General features: G+C 70.4%; 1 pseudogene. It reads right to left on the bottom strand.

Annotated features, from left to right (window positions below):
• Nucleotides 1-267: pseudogene (locus CVH10_RS19985) on the bottom strand (hypothetical protein); the annotation flags it as partial.
• Nucleotides 268-277: the final 10 nt, after the last annotated feature.

The following is a 277-nucleotide window of genomic DNA, read 5'->3' as shown; positions in this document are numbered from 1 at the left end:
GGTGTAGTCGAAGGCCGAACCCAGAACGACCGCCCGGCTCATCAGGGCGCCGTTCGATCCCCACTCGTATGTCTCGCCCGCGACCGGCAGGCCATAGCCCTGGCCATAGCCGGCGTCGACATAGGTCCGGGCCGCCGCCACGATGTTGGCGCGCACCTTGACCAGGTCTTCCTCGGGCAGCACGTCCGGCACGGTGGCCAGGGTCAGGGACCCCAGCGCCGCCGTCCACGAATAGCCCGGATCGCCCGTCGCGCTCTTACCTGACACCGGCCCGCCC

The sequence above is a fragment of the Halomonas sp. ND22Bw genome, from assembly GCF_003011945.1.
GTDB classification, from domain to species: domain Bacteria; phylum Pseudomonadota; class Gammaproteobacteria; order Pseudomonadales; family Halomonadaceae; genus Halomonas; species Halomonas halophila.
This window is presented reverse-complemented; position numbering and strand designations above follow the sequence as displayed.